We start from the raw sequence: 24,090 nt of genomic DNA on the forward strand, positions 1-24,090 counted from the left end.
ACATAACAAAAAAGTACACACAAGCATCCTTATATGCTACATTTGTTAACGATAACATATCGGGTTAATAATTAAAAAGTAGGTTTAGCATGAAAAATTCAGGAGAACGCTCAACAATACAAGATGTAGCTAAACTTGCTGGTGTTTCAACCATGACGGTTTCTAGGGCGCTTGCGCCTAATGCCAGTATTAGCATAAAAAGTCGCTTAAAAGTTGAATCCGCAATCAATGAATTGAATTATCGTCCCAATGTATCAGCAAGAAGACTTGCCAGTGATAAATCATTTTTTATAGGTCTACTCTATGACAACCCAAGTGCAGCTTATGTAAGTCAGTTTATTAGTGGTGCGATGCGTAAATGTCGACGACTTGGCTTCCACCTCGTTGTCGATGAATGTAATGGCGATGATGAAAACATCTTAGCAACCGCTAAAAATTTGCAAGATGAACTCGCACTCGATGGTGCCATATTACTGCCGCCATTATGTGATAATGTTAAACTGGTTGACTATTTATTAAGTCGTTCAATTTCGGTTGTGCGTATCGCCCCAGATATTGATATTAACCGCACCCCTTATATTTGTATAAATGATTACGAAGCCGCTTTCAAAGTCACTGAACATTTAATAAAACTCGGTCATCATAAAATTGCGTTTATTAAAGGCGACCCCAAAATTGGAGCCAGTCGCTTAAGACTACAAGGCTACATTGATGCAATGCATTCGCAAAATTTGACCATTGCTGACGAATACATCCAATACGGGGCATTTACTTATAAATCAGGCCTAATAGCCAGTGCAAACTTGCTCAACCTCTCAACGCCTCCTACGGCTATTTTTGCAGCGAATGATGATATGGCAAGTGCCGCTATTGCGACGATTAACCGCCTCGGGTTTTCAGTGCCTGAAGATATTTCAGTTGTCGGTTTTGATGATTCGCCTATTGCCACTACGATGTGGCCAAGTTTAAGCACAGTGCAGCAGCCTATGACAGATATGTCAGAAAAAGCCATCGAGTTATTTAGCCAAGGTAAGATCAATCCTGAAGCGTTAACAACCGACCGTATACGCAACGTTTTAAACTTTACCATTATGCAACGAGAATCCATTGCGCCTGCGCCCGCTTTGCTAGATCAAAAAAAACAGCCATAAAAAATAGATTTCATAATCACACATTTGCATAAAAGGCGCTAACATTAACAATTAGTTATCGATAACAATACTGAGTTGAGTGTAATTTATGTTGTCATTCAAAAGAAAAGTAGGCTACGGTTTAGGCGATACAGCGAGTAACATTGTATTTCAAACCGTTGCTAACTTTATGTTGATTTTTTATACCGATGTGTTTGGTATATCAGCCGCTGCCGCTGGCACACTTATGCTTGTTGTCCGTTTATTTGATGGGTTTACCGACCCTGTTATGGGCGGTATAACCGATAGAACGCGCACCAAATGGGGAGTGTATCGCCCTTACCTTTTATTTTTGGCCGTACCTTATGCACTATTAGCCGTTCTCGCGTTTACAACACCTGATTTTAGTGAAAGCAATAAACTGATTTATGCTTACATTACCTACGCTGTATTAATGACGGCTTACACGGCGATTAATATACCCTACTCAGCCTTGGGCGGGGTGATGACAAGCGACCCAAAAGATCGCGCTTCATTACAATCATATCGATTCGCGATGGCGATGGCTGGCGCCGCGGTTGTCGTTTGGGCCGTTCCTGAATTAGTGATTAAATTAGGACAAGGCGATGAGGCATTAGGTTATCAACTCACGATGGCCTTTTTAGCCATGATTGCACTTATCTGTTTTGTTGCTTGCTTCTATTTAACAGAAGAAAAAATCCAAACAAAAGTCAGCAGTGATGAAAGTATGTTCAGCGACTTTATCTCACTATTTAAAAATGACCAATGGCTTATCATTGCTGCAATTACGGTATTACTCCTCAGTTTAGTCGGTATGCGATCAGCGGTTACCCCTCATTACGTAAAGTATTATATGGGGGATGAGTCATTAACCAGTTCATTTTTATTACTCGCCACCTTAGCTTCTTTTATTGGTGCTTTATCCGTTAGTTTTTTCTCGAAAATAGCAGAAAAACGCACTTTACTCTTTATAAGTGCTTTAGGTACTGCTTTATTTAACACCTTACTTTTTGCATTGCCTGGCGACCTCACCGCTTTAATATTCAGTTGTAATATGGCGGCTAGTTTTTGCCAAATGATCATGGTGCCAATCATTTTTTCTATGGTTGCTGATACAGTCGATCACGGCACGTTAAAAACAGGCAAACGCATTATGGGAATGACATTTTCAGGTCATTTATTGATGGTTAAGTTAGGGTTTGCACTTGGAGGTGCCGGCGCAGGTTGGATTTTAAGCGCTTACCATTATATGCCCAATCAGGCTCAAAGCACCGAAGGATTAAATGGAATAATACTCGCTTTTGCCATACTCCCTATTGTCTTCTCCGGGCTTTGTGCTGTACTCAGCTTGTTCTACAAATTAGATAACAACCGAATAACGACAATACAAAAGACACTAAATCAGCAACAGAACTTGGTCAAACAACCTCGTTTTAGCCACCACGAATAGCAGGAAATGACAATGAAATTACGATTATTAATTATTTTATCACTTGCTACAGCCATTATAAGTTGTGCAGCAACTTCCGATTCAAATTTTATTTCAGGTAAGTTTACGCCGCCTGATGGTAAAATTTTACTGTTTATTGGACAAGATTCAGACACGATCACTGATTATATAAAGTCAGTACCCGAAGATAATATTGAAGGCATCACTCTTTATAGTAGTTTGAAACATGCTGAACCTAACAAAACATTAAAAGCCATGTTCAAAAAAGATAATTGGGGGTCAGGCGATGTTGATTTTGCATTATCTTTACAAGAGTCTAACCAAGCAGCACTCGCTATTGGTTTAGCCTTTGATTCCTGTAATCAACCTCAACATGGGCAAGCGATAACAAAAGGCGAGTATGATAAATCCATCGATAAAATGCTGGTTTATTTGTCTTCATTAAGCCCACGCAAAGTATTTTTACGCATCGGGTATGAATTTGATGGGCCTTGGAATTGTTATAAACCAACCAGTTATATCAGTGCGTTTAGGCATATCGCCCTAAAAATAAAAGCAAAAAAAATAGAAAACATCACCACTGTTTGGCAATCTGCAACTTGGCCCGAAGCCAGTATTGCCGGTGAAAATACTCACCTTTACGATCATGCAGATCCTGAACACTTAAATAAATGGTACCCAGGCGATGATGTCGTTGATTGGATTTCAGTTTCGGTCTTTTATCGCGATAAATCGCAATGGTTATATCCGCCAGCCATTGATCCAGCACTCGCTCAAGAAAAATTACTCACATTTGCACGTCTGCATAATAAACCGGTCATGATTGCCGAATCGGCACCTCAAGGTTATCGAACAGGTGTCGCGACTAAAAGCCCGATCCATATGAACCAACAAGAACAAGTCGATGCAGAATATATTTGGCAAAACTGGTTTCAAGCCTATTTTGATTTTATCTACGCTAATAACGATGTCATCAGAGCCGTTGCTTACATTAATACCCACTGGGAAGCTCAGCCCATGTGGCAGTGTGAACCCAAAATACCGGCCGGCAGCCAAGGATGCGCTCAAGGAAATTGGGGTGACTCTAGAGTGCAAAGTGATCCCGAAATAAAAAAACGTTGGTTAGCAGAAATAACAAATGAAAAATATTGGATCCAAACAAGCCAATATTAATAAAGACTATACCCAAGAAACTTAAAAAATAATTAAACCTATTAAGCTAATTAGGGTATATAAAACACACGATAAAAGGCTCAATTATGAATTATCAAACATTAGCAGAACAGTTTTGGCAAGAAGGTTACCTTGTACTAGAAAATTTTTTTAGTGATGAAATAATGGACCGATTTAATACACAAATATTTGATTACTTTGGTGAAAACCCTGAATTTTTTCATAATGAAGAATTTCTAAAAAAGGCTAAAACTGAAGTAATCCCCTGGTTCCCGCAACGAGAAGGTGTAAAAGAATTTGACTATTTCGATACACATTCTGAATTGGTTAACTTATCAAAAGCAATTTTAGGTGAAAACTGGTCATCACTTTACAGTATGGTCATGTTTTCAAAGAAAGGCACAACAGGGCAATCTTGGCATCAAGATTGTCCACCTGAAGATAGTCGTCAATTTAATCTGAATCGTCTGATTTATACAATGGATATCACTGAAGATATTGGAGGTTACACGCTAGTTGTTCCTGGAAGTCATAAAAGCGGCCCTGTTCCAGCATCTGAAGAAACCGACACATTCTATGAAGGGCAAGTTGTCATTCAACCTAAAAAAGGGACCTTAGTTTTATTACATGGCCATGCTTGGCATCGAGTTGAACCCGTCATAGGTAAATATCGAATTTCAACAAATTTTAGAGCGATCCCTCAGGGAGTCCCGGAAGATGTGACCGATATTTGTGTTTATCCGACGATGCGCTATCAATTTACTACCAATACGGTAATAGAAGATAGGCTTTTACAAAAAGCATAACAAACAAGTCTCAATAGCCAACGCAGCGAACTCACCGGTCATATAATGAGTTCGCTCTGCATTATAGCCAAATCATTTGACTATATATTCTCTACGTAAAAAATTTAGTCGGTAATTAACCACTTAATTTATACCTATTCTAATCAATATCTATTTTTATGATGAATCATGGTGCAAAATCTAATAAAATGCATCGCTTAATAATTCACTAACATAATAATAAAAAGAGCATAACTTGAATAAAACATTCATATGCTGCTTATGGCTAATGTTGTTAAGTAACAAGGTAAGTGCAAACACTGTTTGGGATAAGGAAATCAATACTTTAGTTAGTTCTCTAACATTTGATCATAGTAGTAATATATACAATCACCCCAAAGATAAAATCAGCGATCAAAGTAATAAACTTTTGGTTAATTACTCATTGCTTAAACTTTTTGAAGGCTATGGCCTTAAAATACCCCTTACTTATACACGAAGTAATTTTGTAAACGAATCTCATTTAAATTCAAGTCAATATGCACTGACACCTCAATTGCGTATTTTTTTATCTGATTACTCTAATGTTAATGTTCATTTATCTAAACAAGTTAACTATAGCTTACCAGGTCAAAATAATGCGGAGTTTGTTAGCAATAAAGCGTTGAGTCAGATCGAAACACAAACATCAGGTGTAAACTTAAAGCTTGGGCGTTCACCCAATCAACGCTTTATTGATGTTAGTCTCGATCAAGCTAATCGAGTACTCAGCAACCCTGCACAAATCAAGAGTGAAATAAGCTCGTTGGGCATCGATTTTTTATATGGACATAAAGTCTCAGAAGACACCTACTTACTCGTTGATCTAGGGTCAAGTACAGAATCAAGAGCTGACTCCAAGTCAAATATAGATAAAATCGGCGGCGGTTTTTTGACTAAAGCAGGTGGTAATCACCAATTACATTTTTTAGCGGGGGGATTTGATCGCACTGGAGACAGCAAACAAAGCGGACATTACTGGCAAGTAACTGATAAATGGAACATTTATGAATACTTGGCATTAAACCTGCAGACCTATAAACGATCAGAAGTCGCGTACTCTCAAGAAACATTAACACAAATAAGAACACAACACAGTGCAAGCCTCATCACAAAACTCAGTAGTGATCATCAATTAAGTATGAACCTAGAGGTTAATAAGATTATTTTTGACAACAATCAAAGAGGCATTAAACGCCAAGCTATTCAATTAAATTGGCATTGGCAAATATTGGACTATTTAACGAGTACCTTAAATATAGAAAATTCAACATTTGATGATAGCCACTTAAATAGCCGCAGAGATCAAAATAAGGTCAGCTTTAATTTGGGCTGCACATGGTAAAAAATAGATTATTAATCTGCTTTTTGTGGCTCTGCTTTTGCTCGACTGCGATATCGGCTGATGAATTAGGTCACCGTTATCAATTTGGTCCGGGAGATCACCTTAAAATTAAAGTCTATCAAGAAACTGATCTCGCATTTGATGGCCAAATAAGCCAACAAGGAAAAATAGACTTTCCGTTACTGGGCAGTGTTCACATAGCCGGATTAACTCAATTTAATGCCAAAGAGATGTTAGAAAACTTGTTAAAAAACGGCTATTTAGTGACACCTAATGTCTCTATACAGGTAACCGATTACCGCCCGTTTTTCATTTACGGTGAAGTGCGCAACCCTGGAAGTTATAAATACCAACCCGATATCACATTAGAGCAAGTCGTCGCACTGTCTGGCGGGTTAAAAGACAGAGCATCGCGCACTAAGTGGACAATTCAACGAGGAACCGATAAACAAACCTTTACCGCAGATGCGAATACGATAATTTTACCTGGTGATATAATTAAAATTGATAAGAGCTTTTTTTAAGCCATGAATCAGTACGAAGGCAACTTTAAACATGCAGACGATGAAATTGACTTATCGGAGTTAATCTCTTACCTGTGGATAAAAAAGTGGTTTATCTTACTGATCACCTCAGTGGTATTTGCAGCGGGTTTGGTCGTATTACAAAAACTGCCAACCGTATACCAAGCCACCACCACGATTATGGTTAAAAGTGACAAGGGCGTTAATCCACTTAAATCATTATTACCGAGTATGGGATCCGATAATAATGAAATGGATACCATCATAAAGCTATTAAAATCACACCAATTTGCCAACGAAATAGCCGAGCTAATAAAACCGCCACTCAGCTACCACCCAAATACACCATCAAGCACTTGGCACAGTGGCACGATCCAAAACAACCTAAGTGTCAACTTAAGCAAGGGCAGTAATTTAATTGAGCTTTCATTCCAAAGCCATGACCCTGAGTTTACTGCGATTGTCGTTAACCGTATTGTTGAGTATTTTATTTCTTACCAAGCTAAAATGATGCAACCACGCGGTGAGAAAAATAGTGATTGGCTAGATGCAAAAATTGCCGAAGTTAAAGCTAATGTCCAAATAAAAGAAGATGTACTTAACGCTTTAAAAAATAAAAATGGCGTAGTCGATATCACTAGCTTTGTTTCACAGCTTAAACGAGAGATACAACTATTACACAATGAATTACGTACATTAGAAAAAGAGCAAGATAACCTAAGTCGACTAAACAAAAAAGTAGCCGCAGCACAAGCAGATCCCAGTATTATTCATCCAAATCACGAATTAGCCGAGTCGCCTTTATTAAAAAAATTACTCCAAGATCTAGCGATTCAAAAAACTGAACTTTCGCAAATTAAATTACGTTATTTATACAAACACCCCAAGTATATCGAAACTGCTAATAAAATTTCTGACACTGAAGTTCAAATCACACATGCACTCAATAATTTAGCCTTGAGGTTTAAAGCACGAGAAACTGAATTAGCGATACTCATTTCAAGCATAAAAGCCAAACAAATTGAAATAAACCAACAATTAGAAGATGCCATAAATAAAGATATCGAATTAAAAAAAGTCGTTCGTGTGCTGGATGCTAATACGCAGCTATTAGAATCTATAACGTCTAAAAAAACCGAACTCGATTTATTAAAAGATATTGATCATTCGATGGGGTTAGTCGTGATCGATCCTGCTGTGATACCAACTCACCCGATAAAACCTAAAAAAGCGTTAATAGCGGTATTATCTTTTATGCTCGGCCTTATGCTGGCGATTGTTATTGTAATCGGTTGGCGTTTTATATCAGATGTGCATATGCGCTATAGGCAAATAGTCATTCATAATGGCTATAAAGTGATTGGCGAATTACCAAGGCTAAAATTAAAACGAAAAAATAAAGAACTCCCTATTTTAATGGGATCAGGAAAATATTTTGAAATTTACCAAGAGTGTATTCATGCAATACGAACCAAATTTGCTTTAGATAGAACGCTCAGTAACCAAAAATTAATTGCGATAAGCTCACTTATGCCTCATGAAGGTAAATCTACGACGTGCTTGCAGTTAGCAAAATCATTTGGTGAATTAGAGAAAGTCATAATTATTGATGCCGATTTGCGTGCGCCTTCCATTGCCGTTGCATTAGGCCAACCCAAAGATCGCATTGGTTTAACTAACTTAATGGCACAGACTCATCTTTTTGATGAATGTAAATTTTATGATTTAAAGCTCAATGCCGATGTCCTTCCCTCTGGCGTCAAACCTAAAAATCCGTTGTTATTTTTATCTCACAAGCGCTTTGAGCGATTACTACAGGTATTGCAAACTAAATACGATAGAGTCATTTTAGAATGCCCACCGATTCTATCAGTGAGTGATGCTTTATTAGTGAGTAAGTATGTTGATGGATTGATTTTAGTGACTGACGTAACCAAAAATTCAGTTGCCAAACTTAATCACGATTTACAATTATTAAAACATTCCGATACTAAGATTAAAGGCATTATTTTAAATCAAATTAAGAATGACAGCTCTCGTTACTACTACGGCAGCACAGCCGGAAATTATTCAGAAGCAAAAGTGTAAACCCGAATGTCTCCCCGTAAAACCCTTATACTCAAGTGACTGCAAGATGCAGGATTCAGTGGGAATTTAAATTGATTTAGGCACAGCTTCCGCATCCTGCTCTCGCTAAGTACCTACGTCCTGTAGGCAAGGCAAACAGGTGCAAGTTTAACGGGTTAAATTAAGCCTGTTTAACACCGCATAAATCAATTTAAAACCCACCGGAACGGAGCCCTTGAGCGATATTACTTCTGTGTTGTATTAACTTGAAAGGGAATGCCATTCCTGCATTAATACGCCTAGAATTAAAATCGCTCAAGGGCTCTGAACGAGCATCTTGAAGTTACTTGAGTATAAACCCATATACGCGTTTTGGTTTAAGCTTAAAAAAGTTATTGCTGTAAAAATCGTCGATGAGTACTGATCGCCATTAAAACGCCAAATGCCGCCATCAACGTTACCATTGATGTTCCTCCATAACTCACAAGGGGTAACGGTACCCCCACCACCGGCAACAAGCCAGATACCATACCAATGTTCACAAACACATAAACAAAAAAGGTCAACGTAATACTGCCAGCCAGTAACTTGGTAAAGGAATCTTGGGCTCGGATAGCAATAGTCATGCCTCGTCCCACAATATAAAGATAGATAGCAAGCAAAACCAAAATGCCAAATAAACCAAACTCTTCACTAAACACAGCAAAAATAAAATCGGTATGCCGCTCTGGTAAAAATTCGAGTTGCGATTGTGTACCTTCAAGCCAACCTTTACCCGTTTTGCCTCCAGAACCAATCGCGATTTGCGACTGAATAATATGGTAGCCAGTGCCCAAAGGATCGGTTTCAGGATCAAGAAACGTTAATACCCGCTGTTTTTGATAGTTATGCATGATAAAAAACCACATGACAGGCATAAATGCAGACATCGAAAGAATAAAAGCAAAAATTAAGCGCCAGCTTAACCCGGCTAAAAAAAGAACAAATAAACCAGACGCCGCAATTAATAAAGAAGTACCTAAATCAGGTTGTTTAGCAATGAGTAATGTGGGGATCATCACTAAAGCTAAACCAATAAACGTATCGGTTAAGGTAGCAGGAATAGGTTTACGGCTAATAAACCAGGCAATCATAATTGGAACAGCCAGCTTCATAATTTCAGACGGTTGAAATTTAGTCACCCCTAAATCAAGCCAGCGCTGGGCACCTTTACCAACATGACCATACAACAATACGGCAATCAACATTCCGCACCCCACTAAAAAGAGGGGTACCGCCCAGCGTTGATAAAACGCGGGGGGAATTTGCGCAACAAATAACATCACAACAAGGCCAATGCCTAAACGTGTGACTTGGCGATAAATGAGCGCTATATCTTGACCGCCTGCACTATAGATCACGATCAAACCTAATAACATAAGCGCTAATAACCCTGATAATAAAGGCAAATCTAAATGAATACGGCGCCAAATATTTCTAGACTCTTCATTTCTCATGGTAATGGACTCAGAATGGGGATTAAAGAATCAGCGGCTAAAGGATGTTTAGCAAAATAAGTATCCATAATTTGTCGAGCAATAGGTGCGGCATTAGAACTGCCACCACCGGCATTTTCAACCACAATAGCAACGACAATTTTAGGGTTATCAAAGGGAGCAAAGCCAACAAATAACGCATTATCTCGATGCCGTTCTGCTATTTTATCTTTGTCATACTCTGCATCTTGGGCGATTGCAATAACCTGCCCTGTTCCTGTTTTACCGGCGGCTTGATAAGTCGTATCAACAAATGCTTTATGTGCAGTACCCGTTGGTTTTTCAACGGTATTGCGCATCGCTCGTTTTATTATTTTCCAATTATTAGGGTGCTTCAACACAATCGGAGGCCGATCTTGCGCGGGCGAGTTAATTTTTCCGGTTGACGATTCAATGGCATTTAATAACTTAGGTTCAAAAAATTGTCCTTCGTTCGCCAAAACACTGGTTGCTAATGCAATTTGCAATGGTGTAGAAGTCCAGTAGCCTTGGCCAATACCAATTGATACCGTATCACCTGCGTACCAACTTTGACGAAAACGCCCGGCTTTCCAGGCACGAGAAGGCATATTAGCAGAAGACTCTTCAAATATATCAACGCCGGTCATTTCACCGAAACCAAACTTAACCATTTTTTCTGAAATAGCATCAACCCCCAATCTTAACGCTAAATCATAAAAAAAAGTGTCACACGATTCTTCCAGTGACTTATATATATCCACATGCCCGTGACCCCATTTCTTCCAATCTCGATATTTATGCTCAAGATCATTGATTTGATAATACCCAGGATCCCACATCTTGGTTTTTTCGGTTATTAAACCTTGCTCCAAGCCGAGAAGGCCTATCAATGGTTTAATGGTTGATGCAGGCGGATACTGCCCTTGAGTACTTCGGTTTATTAATGGACGGTCTTTTGAAGCCAGTAATGCATTATAATTTTTACTGCTGATGCCATGAACAAATAAATTAGGATCGTAACTCGGATTTGAATACAATGCTAAAATACCGTTATTCACCGCATTTAGCACAACAACGGCACCACGGTTCCCCAATAATTGCTGTTGAGCCACTTTTTGCAATTCAATATCTAAATGCAGGTGCAGGTTATTACCCGGCGTTGGCGCTTGAGATTCCATTTCTCTTAGTACCCGCCCTCGGCTATTAACTTCAACTTTGCGATAGCCAATGTCACCATGCAATAAATTTTGGTAATATTTTTCTAAACCTAATTTACCAATATCACGTGTTGCCGCATAATTAGCATCTAGGCCATCCGCTTCAATTCTAGCGGCATCTTTAGGGTTAATTTTTGCCACATACCCTAGCGCATGGGTTAATAAATCAGCATAAGGGTAATCTCGCTTTAAACGGGCGTCGATTAACACACCATCTAATAAATGCTGGTTGACCGCAATGATTGCGGTTTGTTTATCCGTTAAACGGTCGATAAGCGAAATAGGTTTAAATCGGCGTCGTCGGTTTTGTTTTAAGGCTCGACGAAATGATTTCTCCTGATCGGCTGATACCTCAATTAGTGTTTTAATACGCACTAATAAAGCATCAATATCTTTCACATCTTCAGCGATAATATCTAAGCTATGAACGGGCGTATTTTTGGCAAGTAACACACCTTGGGTATCAAAGATCAAACCGCGGTTAGGGGCTACGGGTTGAACCTTAATTCGATTGCCGTCGGCACGTGTTTGATAATCACTGTATTTATTAACTTGTAAGTTATATAAATTCGACAGTAACAACCCCACCATTATCACAACCAAAATTAAGGCGATAATTGCTCGACGAGCAAAAAGATTAGCTTCTGCAGCATGATCTTTTATCGCAATTCGTCGTTTAATCCACATAGCAATTACTAACCTAAATTTTATTCGCGGTGATAAGGATGATTATTGTTTAAGCTCCAAGCCCGATATAAGCTTTCTGCTACCACAATACGCACAAGAGGATGAGGCAAAGTCAAAGGCGATAATGACCATTTTTGTTCTGATGCGGCAATACATTTAGGCGCTAAACCTTCTGGTCCACCGATCAGCAAGCTGACATCACGTCCATCATGCTGCCAAACATCAAGCTGTTTAGCAAGATCATGGGTATCCCAAGGTTTACCGGTTACTTCAAGTGTAACAATACGATTGCCTTTAGGAATAGCCGCTAAGGTGCTCTCTCCTTCTTTTGCTAATATACGCGTAATATCTGCATTTTTACCCCGCTTACCCGCGTTTATTTCCATTAATTCTAAGCTACAATCACGCGGAAAACGTCGTTGATATTCAGAAAAACCGGTCGTGACCCAACTCGGCATTTTGCTGCCAACCGCTATCATTTGTATCTTCATACGCTTAAATCAACTTTATTGCCAAAGCTGTTCAAGCTGATAAAACTCACGTGTATCGTCTAACATCACGTGTAATACAATAAAACCAAAATCCACTAACACCCACTCACCCACACTCGAACCTTCAACACCTAACGGCGCAATGCCGGCGTTTTTAGCTTCGGTTGCAACATGGCCGGCAATCGATTTAACATGCGTTTTAGAATTCCCAGAACACACAACAATCGTGTCCATAATAGTCGACTTCTCAGATACATCGATTACTTCAACATCTCGGCCTTTTAAATCATCAATCTTATCGGTAACAAAGCCTAAAAGTTCATTCGTTTGCAAAATAACTAAACTCCAAATTTAATTAAAATTAAGTAAATCCACTCTACATTAATTTTGGTATAACTGCTGTTGCACTATGTAATCATTTACGGGTGCCGGAATTAAGCAACGACAATCTAATTTTTGATTAAATCGCTGCTTGATATAAGTTGATGAAATCATCAACTCGGACGTATCAAATAACAAAACATGCCCATTGGGCTTATCGTGTATATCGTTTATTTTCGTTGTTTTACGTAATGCTAACCAATCACGTACCTCGGGGGTTAATTGCATTTCACACCCGCCGCGTTTCATCACAATAAGATGGGCAAATTCAGTAAGGTGTTGCCAGTTATGCCATGTATGCAATGTGTTTAATGAATCCATACCAATAACAAAACATAGCGGCTGTTTTCCATAATGTGTTGATAACTCGACCAAAGAATCATATGTATAAGAAACACGTTCTGCGCGTAATTCCATATCATTAACGCTAAAACAGTCAAACATTTCGACCACGAGCTCACACATATTTAAGCGGTCTTGATCAGCAATATTTGGCGTTGCTTTATGTGGCGGTATACGATTAGGTAATAGGCAAACGTGCTCAGCATCTAAAGCTTCGGCGATTTCAAGAGCCGGTTGAATATGACCAAAATGGATAGGGTCAAAAGTGCCCCCGAATAATAGAATAGGTTTCATTTTAAGCCGCTACAATTTTAGATGTTAATTTGATCAATCGAGGATCAGCACCAAAAAGTAAACAGCAATGCGCTAGCAACGTGTAAGGATTTTTTATACCCGAGGTTTTATATTGCATATCAAAGTGCGCAAGCGACATTAAAATAGTCTCGAGCGTTGGCAAATCAAGACGTTGTAATGCTTGTTTATAAGCGGCCTGCTTTTGTTGCCAGATGCGTAAGCTTTTAAAGGTAGCCTCTATACTTTGGCCTTGTTGTTTAGCCAGTTGTAATTGCGTTAAAGTATCAGCTTCTTTTTGTAAAGCCCAGCTGATGATCACCGGCTCTAACTCTTCACCTTCTAAGCGTTGCAATATATGCATTGCTTGTTCAAATTTACCCTCAAGTAAATCATCAACCAATTGAAAAACCGTAAAACGGGATTGGTCAGAAACAGCATGACGTATTTCTTTTACATCAATTTCTTGATTTGGAAATATCAAACTAAGCCGGGTGATCTCTTGTGATGCACTGAGTAAATTACCTTCAAATAAATGCGCTAATAACCCAATCGCATTATGCGTAATATTCAACCCTTGCTGTTGGCATTGTTGCCTTAACCAATTAGGAAGTTGTTCACGCTCAATATCGTAAACAGGAATATACCAAGCCGTTTTATCTAACAACTTAAACCACTTGCTATTGGTTTGCTCACGCCCTAACTTGCCGCCCCACAATAATAAGATATGTTCGTTATCAGCAAGTTCAGCCCAGGCTTGCAGTATTTTGCTGCCTTCACGCCCCGGTTTAGCGGTTGGAATTTCCAATTCAATTAATTTTTTTGTCGCGAATAATGATAACGCTTGAGCTTCATCTAGTAATAACTGCCAATTAAATTGATTATCATGCGTCCAACGCACTCGTTCTTCACATCCCTGCTCTTTAGCCACCTGTCGGATACGATCTAGCGCACTTTGTAACTGAAAAGGCTCATCACCAAATACCATAATTACATTGGGTAATGATTGTTTTAATTGCTTTTCAAGTTGGTTAAAGTAGATCCGCATAAAATGCCTTAATAAAACCGGACTGAAGAAAGTTGACGAACAATACGATCGGCCGCATCTATTCTCATTTCTTGTAAAATAAGATCGCGTTCACGGTTTTTAGCTAATACAGCGTTAGGATTATCTTGGTAGTCTCTTAGAATTTCAATGGTATAACGTTGCTCAGGATGCGGCGCTAAATGAACAGCAAATGTCACTTTATAAATCAGTTCATACTCTGCCACTTGACCATTCGGAAACAAAGAAAGCGTACGGCGATCTAAATGTTCGTTAACAATATCAAGATTGGCACATGATTCTGGCTGATCCACCGCAACACTATTTTGCTTAAGTCTTTTAGTTAAAGATTTAGCCAACAAGTTTTCACTGGGTGTGTTTAAGCAGATGCTTTTCAAATAAATAGGAATTTGATAACTACCACGTAATTGAAAACCACAAGAAACAACTAAACCCATTAGCAGTACCGTGCTAATGAGTTTAGCATTATAAGCCATTGCAAAAAGCGGCATTTAGTTAGCAACTATATTTAAAAGCTTACCTGGAATATAAATAACTTTACGTATCGTTTTACCATCAGTAAATTTAGTTACATTCTCTTCTGCATCAGCCAAACCTTGCACAAACTCTTGGCTCGCATCGGCTGGTACGGTTATTTTTGCACGCAACTTGCCGTTGACTTGCACGATAATCAACTTTTCATCTTCAACTAACGCACTTTCATCGGCAATCGGCCAAGGCGCAACTTCAACCTTAGAGTCATGACCTAAAGCTTGCCACAAGGCATGAGATAAATGAGGAGTAATAGGCGTCAGTAATAACGTGATGGCTTCATAAGCTTCTTGCAAGATCGCGCGATCTTGCTCATCTTTGTTATCTGCTTTAACTAAACGATTAAGTAATTCCATTGTTGCAGCAATAGCGGTATTGAACGTATGACGACGCCCCATATCATCACTCACTTTAGCGATGGCTTTATGCACTTCTCGACGTAATTGTTTTTGTTTAGCGGTTAATTTAGTTGTGTCTAGCGCGGCAACCACACCTAACTCAGTATGCTCAAACACCGCACGCCATAAGCGCTTAACAAATCGATGTGCGCCTTCAACACCTGAATCAGACCATTCAAGTGTTTGCTCAGGCGGTGCAGTAAACATCATAAACAAGCGAACGGTATCTGCACCATAAGTATCAATAACTTGCTGCGGGTCAATACCATTATTTTTTGACTTTGACATTTTGGTCACACCAGCCGGTAAAACTTCTTTACCGTCTGGTTTATAAATGGCTTTGGCTACGCCACCTTTTTCATCATATTCTAAATCGATATCAGCAGGTGAATACCATGACTTTCCACCGTTCTCATCTTCGCGATAAAAGGTTTCTGCTAATACCATGCCTTGACACAATAAACGCTTAAAGGGTTCGTCAGAATCCACCAAGCCCACATCACGTAATAGTTTGTGAAAGAAACGAGCATAAAGTAAATGTAAAATAGCGTGCTCAATACCACCAACGTAATGATCAACCGGTAACCAATAATTGGCTTGGGCTGGATCTAGCATTTGTGTATCACTATCAGCACTGCAATAACGAGCGTAATACCAGCTTGATTCCATAAAGGTATCAAAAGTATCAGTTTCACGTAATGCCTCTTCACCTTGGTAGGTTGTTTTAGCCCATTCTGGATCAGATTTTATTGGCGATGTAACACCGTCCATTTGCACGTCTTCAGGTAAAATAACCGGTAACTGGTCTTCTGGTACCGCAACGGCATCACCGTTGGCCAAATTAATGATTGGAATTGGCGCGCCCCAATAACGTTGGCGTGAAACACCCCAATCACGTAAACGATAATTAACGGTAATTTTACCTTTGCCTAGTGATTCAAGTTTAGCGGCGATGGCTTTAAAAGCAGCATCAAAATCTAAACCATCAAATTCACCAGAGTTAACGAGAACACCCCGTTCGGTAAACGCCGCTTTTGATATATCTGCGATGCTTTCACTTTCGTCTGTAGGTTGAATAACCTGTTTAATGTCTAAACCGTAATTTAACGCAAATTCATAGTCACGTTGGTCATGGCCAGGAACAGACATAACCGCACCCGTGCCGTAGTCCATAAGGACAAAATTAGCAGCCCAAACTTGTACTTCTTCACCCGTTAAAGGATGAGTCGCCGTGAGTCCGGTAAAGACACCTTTTTTATCCATTGTTGCCATATCGGCTTCAGCAACTTTCGTATTTTTACATTCTTCGATGAAGTCGGCTAATTCAGCATTTTCTTTAGCCGCAGCTAAGCAAATAGGATGCTGCGCAGCAAGGGCGACATAAGTAACACCCATAACGGTATCAGGACGTGTGGTATAAACCGTAAAATCTTGTTTAATTTGCGCAATATGAAAATCGATTTCTAAACCTTCAGAACGACCAATCCAGTTACGTTGCATCGTTTTAACTTGTTCAGGCCAGCCATCTAATTGATCTAAATCTTTTAATAAATCTTCTGCATAATCAGTGATTTTCACAAACCACTGTGGAATTTTTTTCTGTTCAACTAAAGCACCAGAACGCCAACCTCGTCCATCAACAACTTGCTCATTAGCCAATACCGTTTGATCAACCGGATCCCAATTAACCGTAGACATTTTTTTATACACTAAGCCTTTTTCATAAAGCTTGGTAAAAAACCATTGTTCCCAACGATAATATTCAGGCGTACAAGTGGCTATTTCTCGTTTCCAATCGTAACCAAAACCCAATTGTTTAAGTTGACGCTTCATTTCATCAATATTGGCATATGTCCATTTAGCCGGAGCCGTGTCATTTTTTATCGCTGCGTTTTCAGCGGGTAAACCAAATGAATCCCAACCCATAGGTTGCATTACATTTTTACCTTGCATACGTTGGTAACGAGAGATCACATCACCCAAGGTATAGTTACGTACATGCCCCATATGAAGCTTGCCACTTGGATAAGGAAACATAGATAAACAATAAAATTTCTCTTTATCAGGGTCGACTTTTACTTCGAAAGTCTTGTTTTCTTCCCAATATGTTTGTACTTCTTGTTCTATTGCCTGTGGGTTATATAACTCTTGCATGAATACTTATCCGACCAAATTAACTGTTATGCTGATGAGCCTAGATCACGTTTAGCCATGTTTAATACTCACTCAAATTACTCACTTGGCAACTCAAGCGTTTTGCGTATCAATGTCGCAATAAAGTATTTAACAGACTTATGTTTTAAAGTTCGTGATCAGACCTAATAAAAATGCCGTCTATAATACCCTAGATTAGTAAATCTGCACAGGTCTAACTGTATACGGTTAATGTCTTTTCAGCGTTGAAAATGCAATATTGCACTACACTATATAATAAGCCTAAATAGTCAGTCATATTTTGAGGGATGTAACATGAGTGAATTAAATACTTATCAAAAATTAATACAAAAATTCGACAATTGGCTAAATGATATAGAGCAACACGAAGTTAAAGACATTGTCGAGGGTATCGACTTGCTTAAAGACTGGGCCCAAACAGGGATCAGTGTAAACACCGAAGATGCACAAGAACAAGTTAAGTGGCTACAACGTGATTTATTGACTTTTTATCAAGATTATCGAGCCGAATTAAAAGAATCTGCTTATGTAAGATCGTTAAATGATCACTTATGGCATACCCTCGCACAAATAACAGATAACACCCAATTAGAATGGCGCAACTTAGCCAGTGATTTTCAGCATGATGGTATTTATAGTGCGGGTGAAGAAATAGCCATTGGAGAGCTCCAATGTCAACACTGTGCCGCCACTAAAACCATTGAATATGTGCAAAAGCTAGCACCATGTGCAAATTGTAATCATCAGCACTACATCAAAACCAACTAGCCTATAGAAAAATCGAAACAAGTAGCCTGATCGGGTTTAGCCTAACCGCAGCGTTTTGCTATGTGATTTTTATACCTAAACCCAACATACAAAAAGGCAATACAGATAAAGAGGTATATAGGGTTATTTCCCCAAACGGTATAAGGCGTTTGGCTACGTGAAATAGGTAATTTATATTGTAAAACCGATTCTTCAAACTGCGGAGCCTTTGCAACGATACCGCCCGTTTCATCAGCGATAGCCGTTAAGCCATTATTAGTGACTCTAACAACAGGTAGTGCAAATTCTAAAGCTCGCATACGCGCTATTTGTAAATGCTGATGCGGGCCAACGGAATGGCCAAACCAAGCATCATTGCTCACGGTTAAAATAAAATCAGTTTCGGAAGTAATGTTAGCTCTAATTTGTTCTGGAAAAACAATTTCATAACAAATAGCTGATAAAATAGAAAAACCATTGGCTACAATATTGGGTTGTACATAGTCACCACGTTTAAACGAAGAGTGCGGTAAATCAAATAAAGGCGCGATAGGCCGCAATAATTCTTGAAAAGGGACAAACTCACCTATAGGCAATAAGTGATGTTTTGAATAACGATTAGGGTGATTATAGGTATACTGAGTTGAGCTCGCATTAGGATCGGCTTTTCCAAGTACTATCAAACTATTAAAATAGTTTTCACTATCAAAATTATAATCGACAACCCCCGTGATCAACGCTGAATTTTGATAGCCAAGTGCATTGTCAATCGATACTAAATAATCTTCCGCATGCTTTTCAATAACTGGGACAGCCGCTTCAGGCCAAATAATAATATCGGAACTATTGTAATAGGGCCGACTTAAATCTCGATACTTATTCATCGTTGGCCACATTTTTTCTGGCATCCAACGGTTTTCTTGCTTAATGTTACCTTGTACTAGCGTGACATTAGCATGCTTAATGACCCCTTCTTGCCAATTGATCAATTGCATGAGCGGTATCAGGGTTAAACTGACTAATACGACTATTGCGCCTTGTTTATACTGCAAACGACATAGTAATAAAACAACCACGGCAACCAATAAAATGAGAACAAAACTAGTCCCGTATTCGCCAATTAAAGGCGCAAAAACCTGCATAGGGCTGTCTAATTGACTGTAGCCAACAGATAACCAAGGAAATCCGGTGAAAAACCAACTTCGCAACCATTCAAATAACGCAAAAGAAAAGGGGAAAAAGGCAACACGACTGGCAAAAAAATAAGGGCTAAAGCGACACGATAACCACGTTGCGCCCGCAAAAAACAAAGCTAAATATAAGCTCAACACTAACATGAGTGCTAATGTGACCAACAAAGGCAAGCCGCCAAACTGATCTAAACTTATATGCACCCAGCTAATACCAGAAGCAAACCAACCTAAACCAAAAGCCAATCCCGCTTTAAAACCAGACAATGTTGGCCACTTTTCAATAGCAAAAAGTAAAATAAAAAACTGTACAAAAGGTAAAAACCAAACATCGTGTGGAGAAAACGCAAAAGGGCTTAATACACCAACAATAATGAGTAAGGGTAAAAGCCAATTTGGATGGAATTTCATGTGTTAACGCTCAAATACATTATCAATTAAGATAAAAACACTTAAAATAAAAATCATGTATTAGTTCTCTTCTGCGCAGCCCTGGCTCGTTTTGGGTGCAGTCACTTGTAATTGCAAAATACGACGCGAATCCGCATTAGTCACTTTAAATTGATAACCTAAAATTTCGGTAATTTCGCCCCGTTCAGGTAAATAGCCAAAACTATGCACCACCATGCCACCAATGGTATCAGCGTCATCATCTAAGAAACTTTCAGAAAAATAGGTATTAAATTCTTCAATGGTTGTTAATGCCGCCACAGAAAATAAACGATCACCCACTTTGCGTATGTCATCTGGGTCTGGGTCTTCAACGTCATGTTCGTCTTCAATATCACCCACAATTAGCTCTAAAATATCTTCAATTGTTACGAGCCCTGAAACACCACCAAATTCGTCAACAACAACGGCCATGTGCGAATGTTTGGCTTTAAATTCGTTAAGCATGGCATCAACGCGCTTACTTTCAGGCACAATAACAGCTGGGCGTAATAAATTAGCGATCGCGACATCGTCACTTTCTTGCTTAAATCCGTAAGGTAATAAATCTTTTGCGAGTAAAAAACCTTCAACATGATCTTTATCTTCACTCACAACCGGAAAACGCGAGTGCGCAGATTTAATAATTATCGGTAAAAATTCATCGACAGATTGGCTTAAATTAATTGTCACCATCTGTGAGCGTGGGATCATGATATCGCGAACACGCATTTCAGATATATCTAAAACGCCATCGATCATCAGTTTTGTTTCGTTATCGATTACTGATCGTTCAGTAGCAACACCAAAGATTTCTTGTAAATCTTCTTTATTTTTAGGTTCTCCAGCAAAAATTTGGCCAATTTTTTCTAACCAAGTTTTCTGAGAAGAACCGTTGCTAGAGTGAGGGTTATCTTCGCTCATTGCGCCTCAATGTCTCCATTTATATTAATTAATTGTTTATATAACCCGTAATTAAAAGTAACAACAAGTCATATTTCATAAAATGAATATACTTATCGGTACTGACTCGCATTAATAAACGTTCTTTTTAGTTAAAGCTCATCATGTAAATAAGGGTCAACAATAGAAAAACAAGCTAAAATGTCACGTTCTTTTTGTTCCATCTGCTCTGCTTCGTGTTCTTCAATGTGATCATAGCCAAGTAAATGCAAACATCCGTGAATCACCATGTGCGCCCAATGTGCTTCTAGCGGCTTATCTTGCGCTATCGCTTCTTGTTTAACAACCTCAACACTGATAATTAAATCACCTAATAAAGGCAACTCAATTCCGGCAGGGCCTTCAAAAGGAAATGACAACACATTAGTCGGCTTATCTTTACCTCGGTACTGCGCATTTAAAGACTGGCTTTCAGTATTTTCAACTAATCGAATGGTTAATTCGATATCTCGTGTTATAGATTCAGCATCAAGAACCGCTACCACCCATTTTTCAAATTGCTCAAACTGAGGAATAGAGGAAAATTCACCCGCAATTTGTAAATCTAAATCAAGCATTAGGCTTTGCCTGCAGCCAAATAAGCTTGTTTTTCAGCTTCTCTGGCTTGTGCTTTTTCAACTTGCTCACGTTGATCTTTTTCATCCCACTTGTCATACGCAACCACAATACGCTGCACAACAGGGTGCCTTACAACATCATGAGATTGGAAAAAATTAAAGCTAATATCTTCAACATCTTGTAAAACTTCAATAGCATGGCGTAAACCAGAACGCGCCCCTCGAGGTAAATCAATTTGCGTCACATCACCGGTTATAACCGCTTTAGAGTTAAACCCAATACGCGTTAAAAACATTTTCATTTGCTCTAACGTCGTATTCTGGCTTTCATCCAAAATGATAAATGCATCATTTAACGTTCGGCCACGCATATAAGCCAGTGGGGCTATTTCAATAATATTGCGTTCAATTAAACGCTCAACTTTTTCAAAGCCTAGCATTTCAAATAATGCGTCATAAAGGGGGCGTAAATAAGGATCGACTTTTTGTGATAAATCACCCGGTAAAAAACCTAACTTCTCACCCGCTTCAACAGCAGGTCGAGTTAATAAAATACGTCGGACGTCTTGACGCTCTAAAGCATCAACGGCACAGGCAACGGCAAGGTATGTTTTACCCGTACCCGCAGGGCCTACACCAAACGTAATATCATGATTTAAGATATTGCTAACATATTGGCCTTGATTAGGGTTGCGGGGTTTAACAACACCACGTTTAGTTTTGATAAATGTTTCAGCACCAACAAACTCTTCATCTTCAGATTGCTCAAGCACTTTTAAGGCCTGAATAGCCAAATGAATTTGTTCGGGCTTAATATCAGGTAATTGACCTTTAACTGGCTGAGTTTCTACGTATAAGCTTTTAAGTAAATCAGCAGTCGCGATAACCGTGTGGTGTTTACCTACAATTTTAAATTCATTTTGACGATAAGTAATTTCAACACCTAAACGACGACCAATGTGCTTCAAGTTATCGTCAAATGGCCCACACAAACAGGCCAAACGCTTGTTATCAGAAGGTTCTAAAAATAACGCTAATGTTTCTATTTTATGGGTCAAAATATACTCTTTTATATAGAAGGGTTATAAACCGTTGCGCCATGGGCGCCTTCAGACTCAGGTGAACGAGCTAGTATTTCAGAAGGAGCAACCGCTACACGCAAATTCATTTCATCTTCACCACGAATAAACTCACCACGTAAAGAATTAGAAAAGACATCGACAATTTTCACATCAACAAATTGGCCAATCACGTGGTGAGGCGCTTCAAAGTTGACGACTCGATTATTTTCAGTACGACCGCGCAATTCCATTGGATTTTTCTTAGATGGACCTTCAACAAGAATACGCTGTTCAGTATCAAGCATTTTTCTAGCTATATCTTGCGACTGCTGATTAATTCGTTGTTGTAATAGGTATAAACGTTGTTTTTTCTCGCTTTCTTCAACATCATCCGGTAAATCAGCTGCTGGTGTGCCTGGGCGTGCGCTATAAATAAAGCTAAAGCTCATATCAAAGCCCACCGAACTGATTAAATCCATAGTCGCTTCAAAATCGGCTTTGGTTTCACCCGGAAAACCAATAATAAAGTCAGACGACATACATAAATTAGGTCTCACTTTACGCAATTTTCGAATTTTAGATTTGTATTCGATTGCGGTATGGCCACGTTTCATCATGGTTAAAATACGATCAGCCCCCGATTGAACAGGCAAATGTAAATGATCAACTAATTCAGGGATCGTCGCATAAGCTTCAATAATATCGTCGGTAAATTCAACCGGATGAGAAGTTGTATAACGAATGCGGTCAATACCATCAATCGAAGCAACTAAATGTAATAATTCAGAGAAATGACATTCAGAGCCATCATCTTGATCGTAACGATAAGCATTTACATTCTGCCCAAGCAAGTTAACTTCACGTACGCCTTGCTCTGCTAATTGGGCAATTTCGTAAAGCACATCATCAACCGGACGAGAGACTTCTTCACCACGGGTGTATGGAACAACACAGAAAGTACAATACTTCGAACAACCTTCCATGATAGATACAAACGCACTAGGCCCTTCAGACTTAGGCTCGGGTAAATGATCAAATTTTTCAATTTCAGGAAAACTAATATCGACAATTGAAGTATCGTTTCCTTTAACTTGATTTATCATTTCAGGTAAACGATGTAATGTTTGTGGACCAAACACAATATCAACAAATGGCGCACGTTGACGGATAACATCACCTTCTTGTGAAGCGACACAGCCACCAACACCAATAACCAGATCAGGTTTTGCATCTTTCAGGTTTTTCCAACGGCCAAGCTGGTGGAATACTTTTTCTTGTGCTTTTTCACGAATAGAGCAAGTGTTTAATAATATAACATCTGCGTCTTCTGCTTCTTCTGCTAATTTAAAACCGTGGGTTGAATCTAATAACTCCGCCATCTTTTGCGAGTCATACTCGTTCATCTGACAGCCCCAAGTTTTAATGAAAAGTTTTTTACTCATTCAATCGCCCAAAAAATAACCAAAACCAAATTATAAGCCGCGTATTGTACCTAGATAAAACCCCGCTGACCATGCTCTAGGCAGAATATTTA

Annotated in this window: 21 protein-coding genes; 8 read left to right on the top strand and 13 right to left on the bottom strand. The window is 39.0% G+C overall.

Translation table 11 applies throughout. The features are described from left to right. The first annotated feature begins 89 nt into the window (after window positions 1–89). From DPX34_RS06970 to DPX34_RS07000, 7 genes are all read left to right on the top strand, one after another. The gene (locus DPX34_RS06970; protein ID WP_111977691.1) at window positions 90–1,151 is read left to right on the top strand and encodes a LacI family DNA-binding transcriptional regulator; all 1,062 of its coding nucleotides are present in this window, start codon (window positions 90–92) and stop codon (window positions 1,149–1,151) included. Between the two features lie 88 nt (window positions 1,152–1,239). After that, window positions 1,240–2,601, top strand: a complete 1,362-nt coding sequence (locus tag DPX34_RS06975; protein WP_111977692.1) for an MFS transporter — start codon at window positions 1,240–1,242, stop codon at window positions 2,599–2,601. 12 nt (window positions 2,602–2,613) lie between these two features. After that, entirely contained in the window at window positions 2,614–3,774 is a 1,161-nt protein-coding gene (locus DPX34_RS06980) for a glycoside hydrolase family 26 protein (RefSeq protein WP_111977693.1), read from the top strand. An 86-nt stretch (window positions 3,775–3,860) separates the two neighbouring features. Then, entirely contained in the window at window positions 3,861–4,580 is a 720-nt protein-coding gene (locus DPX34_RS06985) for a phytanoyl-CoA dioxygenase family protein (protein ID WP_111977694.1), read from the top strand. A gap of 424 nt (window positions 4,581–5,004) precedes the next feature. Continuing rightward, window positions 5,005–5,943 carry a hypothetical protein gene (locus DPX34_RS06990; RefSeq protein WP_157964641.1) on the top strand — a complete coding sequence of 313 codons (939 nt, stop codon included), beginning with the start codon at window positions 5,005–5,007 and terminating at the stop codon, window positions 5,941–5,943. After that, window positions 5,937–6,467, top strand: coding sequence for a polysaccharide biosynthesis/export family protein (locus DPX34_RS06995; protein ID WP_111977696.1), 531 nt, complete (start codon window positions 5,937–5,939; stop codon window positions 6,465–6,467). The genes DPX34_RS06990 and DPX34_RS06995 overlap by 7 nt, the downstream gene beginning before the upstream one ends. 3 nt (window positions 6,468–6,470) lie before the next feature. Further along, window positions 6,471–8,555 (top strand): GumC family protein, encoded by a 2,085-nt coding sequence (locus DPX34_RS07000; RefSeq protein ID WP_111977697.1) that lies wholly within the window; start codon window positions 6,471–6,473, stop codon window positions 8,553–8,555. A gap of 371 nt (window positions 8,556–8,926) precedes the next feature. Here DPX34_RS07000 and rodA read toward each other — a convergent pair whose 3' ends face one another. From rodA to leuS, 8 genes are read right to left on the bottom strand one after another with little or no spacing between them, the layout of a single operon-like run. Then, a complete protein-coding gene (rodA, locus tag DPX34_RS07005) occupies window positions 8,927–10,030 on the bottom strand; it encodes a rod shape-determining protein RodA (protein ID WP_111977698.1) in 1,104 nt (367 codons plus the stop codon). Beyond that, window positions 10,027–11,934: a penicillin-binding protein 2 gene (mrdA, locus tag DPX34_RS07010; RefSeq protein WP_111977699.1), complete on the bottom strand. Its 1,908-nt coding sequence runs from the start codon at window positions 11,932–11,934 to the stop codon at window positions 10,027–10,029. The genes rodA and mrdA overlap by 4 nt, the downstream gene beginning before the upstream one ends. Window positions 11,935–11,954: 20 nt before the next feature. Beyond that, window positions 11,955–12,425 carry a 23S rRNA (pseudouridine(1915)-N(3))-methyltransferase RlmH gene (gene rlmH / locus DPX34_RS07015; protein ID WP_111977700.1) on the bottom strand — a complete coding sequence of 157 codons (471 nt, stop codon included), beginning with the start codon at window positions 12,423–12,425 and terminating at the stop codon, window positions 11,955–11,957. A 15-nt stretch (window positions 12,426–12,440) separates the two neighbouring features. After that, entirely contained in the window at window positions 12,441–12,758 is a 318-nt protein-coding gene (gene rsfS, locus DPX34_RS07020; protein ID WP_111977701.1) for a ribosome silencing factor, read from the bottom strand. A 48-nt stretch (window positions 12,759–12,806) separates the two neighbouring features. Then, window positions 12,807–13,442: a nicotinate-nucleotide adenylyltransferase gene (nadD, locus tag DPX34_RS07025; RefSeq protein WP_111977702.1), complete on the bottom strand. Its 636-nt coding sequence runs from the start codon at window positions 13,440–13,442 to the stop codon at window positions 12,807–12,809. A 1-nt stretch (window position 13,443) separates the two neighbouring features. Continuing rightward, window positions 13,444–14,487, bottom strand: coding sequence for a DNA polymerase III subunit delta (holA, locus tag DPX34_RS07030; RefSeq protein ID WP_111977703.1), 1,044 nt, complete (start codon window positions 14,485–14,487; stop codon window positions 13,444–13,446). Window positions 14,488–14,495: 8 nt separating this feature from the next. Then, window positions 14,496–14,996, bottom strand: a complete 501-nt coding sequence (locus DPX34_RS07035) for an LPS-assembly lipoprotein LptE (protein WP_111977704.1) — start codon at window positions 14,994–14,996, stop codon at window positions 14,496–14,498. After that, window positions 14,997–17,588, bottom strand: coding sequence for a leucine--tRNA ligase (gene leuS, locus DPX34_RS07040; RefSeq protein ID WP_111977705.1), 2,592 nt, complete (start codon window positions 17,586–17,588; stop codon window positions 14,997–14,999). A 315-nt stretch (window positions 17,589–17,903) separates the two neighbouring features. Here leuS and DPX34_RS07045 point away from each other — a divergent pair, with 315 nt between their 5' ends. Continuing rightward, on the top strand, window positions 17,904–18,377 hold the full coding sequence (locus DPX34_RS07045) for a zinc ribbon-containing protein (protein WP_111977706.1): 474 nt from the start codon (window positions 17,904–17,906) through the stop codon (window positions 18,375–18,377). A 41-nt stretch (window positions 18,378–18,418) separates the two neighbouring features. Here the strand turns inward: DPX34_RS07045 and lnt are convergent, their stop codons facing one another. From lnt to miaB, 5 genes are all read right to left on the bottom strand, one after another. After that, on the bottom strand, window positions 18,419–19,957 hold the full coding sequence (gene lnt, locus DPX34_RS07050; RefSeq protein WP_111977707.1) for an apolipoprotein N-acyltransferase: 1,539 nt from the start codon (window positions 19,955–19,957) through the stop codon (window positions 18,419–18,421). Window positions 19,958–20,017: 60 nt separating this feature from the next. Beyond that, window positions 20,018–20,899: a CorC family transporter gene (locus tag DPX34_RS07055; protein ID WP_111977708.1), complete on the bottom strand. Its 882-nt coding sequence runs from the start codon at window positions 20,897–20,899 to the stop codon at window positions 20,018–20,020. Between the two features lie 131 nt (window positions 20,900–21,030). After that, a complete protein-coding gene (gene ybeY / locus DPX34_RS07060; RefSeq protein WP_111977709.1) occupies window positions 21,031–21,495 on the bottom strand; it encodes an rRNA maturation RNase YbeY in 465 nt (154 codons plus the stop codon). Beyond that, the gene (locus tag DPX34_RS07065) at window positions 21,495–22,553 is read right to left on the bottom strand and encodes a PhoH family protein (protein ID WP_111977710.1); all 1,059 of its coding nucleotides are present in this window, start codon (window positions 22,551–22,553) and stop codon (window positions 21,495–21,497) included. The genes ybeY and DPX34_RS07065 overlap by 1 nt, the downstream gene beginning before the upstream one ends. Window positions 22,554–22,564: 11 nt before the next feature. Continuing rightward, the gene (gene miaB / locus DPX34_RS07070) at window positions 22,565–23,998 is read right to left on the bottom strand and encodes a tRNA (N6-isopentenyl adenosine(37)-C2)-methylthiotransferase MiaB (protein WP_111977711.1); all 1,434 of its coding nucleotides are present in this window, start codon (window positions 23,996–23,998) and stop codon (window positions 22,565–22,567) included. Between the last annotated feature and the right edge of the window lie 92 nt (window positions 23,999–24,090).

The sequence above is a fragment of the Algibacillus agarilyticus genome (assembly GCF_003286125.1).
GTDB classification, from domain to species: domain Bacteria; phylum Pseudomonadota; class Gammaproteobacteria; order Enterobacterales; family Alteromonadaceae; genus Algibacillus; species Algibacillus agarilyticus.